Here is a 4,177-nt window from a genome sequence, read left to right as displayed (position 1 = left end):
TGCAAAGAAATAACTTAGATGAGATCTCTCATCCAACACGGTAAACTTGGGCTAGCACGACCTCTGACACATGATCAGGTGAAGAAGATCATCCGGAAGTGTAGTGAGGCCGGGACATTTCGGGGACTAAGCGATGCGGCATTGATCTCCTGCCTTTACTACGCGGGACTCTGGGATGTCAGAGGAGGTTGTGATCCACGTGGAGCACATCCTAGACTCCGTAGACCCGCATTTTCCCGGCGCGGAAGGTCCTGTTCATCCCTTGGTCGAAAACGGACCAAACGGGACGCGGAGAAACCGTTTTCCTGCACGGTCGTCGGGCATTCAGTTGCCTGGACCGGCTGGATAAGGGAGGCGGAAGTCACGTCGAGCCCGGTCGTCGTCGGTCTGATTACCAACCAGTACGACGGACCGCCGTCACGGAACCGAAGCGGCGTAATGATGTTCAGTCCGCCATCAGGGGACTCAAAAGCAAGACGTTGCTGGTGGAGCAGGGCAAGATGGGCTTGCCCCATGAGTTGCCCCAACATCGCCAATCCTGGAACTTTCGGCTCTTGGGACCTAAACCGGACGTGGCCACCGTGGAGACGTGGTGGAAGTCGGCCTTGTTCATCTTCGCTGCGGTAGGGCTTCCCGGCTCCTTTTTTGGTGAGGGGGCGGCGACTTCCCTTCGTTAGAGTTGCCGGCTGTTCGTCCAGACGACGGCGGCCCCGATGTTTGATCTGGTGTCGGCAGAGTTGAAGCGAATGGGCGTGGATAGTGAGTTTCACCGGACACTGCTTTTGACCGGACACGGCTCTGGTGCACCGACTTGGCGGCGCGGGGTTTTTCTCTTTTAGTGGGCCTACCATGTGCCCGGTCGGCTCACGAGAACGTTCTACTGATCATCAGGCTCCTCCAATTTAAGCCATGTGATCGCTCTCAGTCTCTCGAGAATCTTTTGCCTCACCCAGGCTTCGGAACTAAGTTTCGGGCGTGATGTGCTGTCTACATGCTTGATTGGGAATTCTCCAATTCTAGCTAGCGGCAAGTGTTTGCCCTGGAAAACCGGGGTTGCCATGTGGAGGAACTCCAAAGCGTCTCGCACTTCCTCCATTCGCCTGTACGCAAACGGCGTCCTGGGCTGGAGGGCTTGAACTCGCCTCAACAGAACTTCGTACGCCCGGATCCTGTGCATGGTAGCGAATTCCTCTGTTTGGTTTTTCCATTTGAATTCCACCGCCTTTACGTAACTCCTCACATGCTCTCTTAGCCGTTTCGTGGTGCGACACCATTCCCACAGAGTACTCAGGGCTGTGAAGCTGACAAGTCCCAACAGAATCTCGCCCACCCGAATCAAAGTCTCACCCATTCACTCCATCCTCATCGCTAACTGATTTCTGGCACACTCGCTGTGCTCGTCATGGTTCTCCATAGTAAACGCAGGCGTTGACACTAGAATCGGATCCCCCACCCGGAACAATGGGGACCGTCCTATCTTTCGCCACCACTCGTTTCTCTTTGGTGGTCTAAGTCGCTGCGAATAAATCACTTCCCCCCGTGAGGAAACCCACCCGACTGTCTCCTCAGCTCCGTTTCACTTAAAAGGGGAGCAGGATGGTTTTTTTGACTTTTGGCCAGAAGCTACCCTAGAATGAAGCTGTTATTCCATCTGGGCGATCTCGACGGGTCTTTTGTTCGGCTCTTCCGGCTTCAGTCTTGAACGTGTCGTCCTTTGGACGGCTTGGAACGTAGCGGTGCCCACACCGCGATCGCGGAGGCGCTAATGGAATTCAAGGTCGGAGAGAAAGTTGTCTATCCGAATCAGGGAGTCGGGGTGATCCAGAAGGTGATGGAGACTCGGATCGCCGGGCAACAGGCGGAATTCTACATGTTGAAGCTCACCTCCAACAATTCAACGGTAATGGTCCCCACCGCCAACGCTCTCCACGTCGGCCTTCGAAAGCTCTGCACGGTGGAGCAGTTGGACGAGCTGTTCCAGATTCTGAGAAACGAGATCGGCAAGCCGGAGTCCGATTGGAAGAGCCGCTACAAGGAAAACGTCAACAAGATGAAGTCGGGTTCCATCTTCCAGGTGGCCGAGGTGCTCAAGAATCTCTACTGCCTCAACCTGCAAAAGACCCTCTCGTTCCGCGAGAAGAAGATGTTCGATCGGGCCCGCCAGCTCGTGGTCTCGGAGATCGCCACGGTGCAGGACGAACCCGACGAGGGGGTCGCAGAGCACGTGGAGCAGATGCTCTCCTCGGCTTGCGAAGGAGCCAACCCCAGCCTCCCCTCCTGAAACCGTCCCGAGGAGGGGGGACAGTCTTGTCCCCCTCTTAAACACCGACCCGCAATCGCAGACCGGAAAGTATTCGCTCCCAAATTCCCTTTTTTCTGCCTGAATTTGTGCTGGGTGCGGCGCTGGTCCGGGCCTGTAGACAGACCCTGCGCCGGCGAGTCCGTTCCGTTCTCCGGCCGGAAATATTCCTTTCCCGGTCGCCGCGCTGCTATGATCGGCCCCATCCCAACCTGGTCCCGCTAAGGGGCGAAGCCGGAGACTTCCCATGCGCACCATGATCCCGTGCGTACTCAGTTCCCTGTTGTGGTTGGGGGCCAACCCGGCTGCCGCCCAAACGCCACCGCAGATCCTCGTGGAACGGTATCTGGCGGAGACCGATCGGAGGATGGCGAAACGTGACGTTGCCGGTGCGTCCGAGGCGATCCGGAAGATTCTCGCTCTGCAACAACAGCACGAACTCACTTTGCCGGTGGAGTTCCACTTCAAATCGGCGCAGGTGTCGTATTCCATCGGCTCGGTCCAGGCTGCCTTGAAATCGGTGAATCAATACCTCGCCGCGTTCGGCAAAGACGGCGAGTTTTATCCGGAGGCTCGGGCGTTGTTACGCGTGATCGAGGGTCCGGCGGAACGCATCCCGTGCGACGGGCAGCCGAAAGGAGTCGAGTGTTGGAGGGAGTTGTCCAATCAGCCGGGATGCCACCTTTGGGATCCGGACTACCAGCCTTACAGGACCGTGACCTGGAACGGCGAGTGTTCAGAGAGTCTGGCCCAGGGGCGGGGAACGCTCAAATGGACATGGGATCTGGATGCCAAGCCTCAGATAAAGCCGCCGGTTCTCGAGAAAAGCCACGATGTGGAGGCCGAGCGCCATGGGTACTGGGTCGAGCGCTTCGCGAACGGAGATATTCATGAAGGCTCGTATGTCCGGGGCAGACGGCACGGCCCGTGGGTGGAACGTTACCCGAACGGTGGCGTTCACGAAGGACCGTATTCTGAGGGGAATCGGCACGGGCGGTGGGTCGAGCGCTATCCGGACGGAGACGTTCATGAGGGTCCATATCGGGATGGCAAGCGGCATGGCCGGTGGGTCGAGCGCTTCGCGAGCGGACGCGTTCATGAAGGAACCTACGTCGAGGGCAAGCGGCACGGGCGGTGGGTCGAGCGCTACCCGGACAGTCACACCCAGGAAGGCCTGTACGCTGACGGGGAACCAGATGGCCAATGGGTCATTCGCCATATGGACGGGCGGATCGAGAAGAGCTTTTACGTGGGCCAAAAATTCTGGACCGGAACGGGACAAGGCCCGGTCGTGGATGGCAAGCGGCACGGCCAGTGGGTCGTTCGCGCCCCGGCAGGATTGGTCCATGAAGGTGCGTATTTGGAAGGGAAGCCGCACGGCCAGTGGGTCACGCGCTACAAGAACAAAGTTGGGGGAGGCCTGTATTTGGAAGGGAAGGCCGACGGCCATTGGGTCATTCTTTACACCAATGGGGTCGCGGAAGGCCCCTATGTGGAGGGCAATCGGCACGGGCAATGGGTCGTTCGCCACGAGAACCGAAATCTTGAGAGAGGCCCCTATGCGGAGGGGAAGAAGCACGGCCAATGGGTCACGCGCGCACCCAGTGGTTACGGGGACGCATTCAAGTACGAGTTCTATGTGGATGGAGAGTTCGTCGCACGCCGGTCACGACCCAAGACCGAGAAAGGGTCCCTTGTGGACGGCAAGAAGAAAGGCGACTGGGTTGTGCACGATGTGAACGGCAATATGGAGAAAGGCCCGTATGTGGCGGGGAAGCGGCATGGTCAGTGGGTCATTCGCGACCGGGATCGAAACGTTAAGAGTGGAGTTGACCCGCTTTCGTGGACACATCCAAAGTAAGGAAGTGAAAGGAGGAG

Annotated in this window: 4 protein-coding genes; 2 read left to right on the top strand and 2 right to left on the bottom strand. The window is 58.0% G+C overall.

Annotated features, from left to right (window positions below; translation table 11 throughout):
- Positions 1-445 precede the first annotated feature (445 nt).
- Both OXT71_02540 and OXT71_02535 read right to left on the bottom strand, forming a co-directional pair.
- A complete protein-coding gene (locus tag OXT71_02540) occupies positions 446-613 on the bottom strand; it encodes a hypothetical protein (GenBank protein ID MDE2925260.1) in 168 nt (55 codons plus the stop codon).
- Positions 614-877: 264 nt separating this feature from the next.
- Positions 878-1,351: a hypothetical protein gene (locus tag OXT71_02535; GenBank protein MDE2925259.1), complete on the bottom strand. Its 474-nt coding sequence runs from the start codon at positions 1,349-1,351 to the stop codon at positions 878-880.
- Positions 1,352-1,765: 414 nt separating this feature from the next.
- Here OXT71_02535 and OXT71_02530 point away from each other — a divergent pair, with 414 nt between their 5' ends.
- Complete coding sequence (locus tag OXT71_02530) at positions 1,766-2,281, top strand: CarD family transcriptional regulator (GenBank protein MDE2925258.1); 516 nt, start codon at positions 1,766-1,768, stop codon at positions 2,279-2,281.
- A 265-nt stretch (positions 2,282-2,546) separates the two neighbouring features.
- The gene (locus tag OXT71_02525; protein ID MDE2925257.1) at positions 2,547-4,160 is read left to right on the top strand and encodes a hypothetical protein; all 1,614 of its coding nucleotides are present in this window, start codon (positions 2,547-2,549) and stop codon (positions 4,158-4,160) included.
- The last annotated feature ends 17 nt before the right edge of the window (positions 4,161-4,177 follow it).

It is taken from the genome of Acidobacteriota bacterium, from assembly GCA_028874215.1.
GTDB lineage: Bacteria > Acidobacteriota > UBA6911 > RPQK01 > JAJDTT01 > JAJDTT01.
Note: the sequence above shows the minus strand (reverse complement) of the source record. Positions and strands in the feature narration are given on the sequence as shown.

What these genes read in the sequence shown, in the direction of transcription:
- OXT71_02525 (MDE2925257.1), top strand. Translation starts at nt 2,547, where the DNA reads ATGCGCACCATGATCCCGTGCGTACTCAGTTCCCTGTTGTGGTTGGGG.
- OXT71_02540 (MDE2925260.1), bottom strand. Translation starts at nt 613, where the DNA reads ATGAACAAGGCCGACTTCCACCACGTCTCCACGGTGGCCACGTCCGGT.
- OXT71_02530 (MDE2925258.1), top strand. Translation starts at nt 1,766, where the DNA reads ATGGAATTCAAGGTCGGAGAGAAAGTTGTCTATCCGAATCAGGGAGTC.
- OXT71_02535 (MDE2925259.1), bottom strand. Translation starts at nt 1,351, where the DNA reads ATGGGTGAGACTTTGATTCGGGTGGGCGAGATTCTGTTGGGACTTGTC.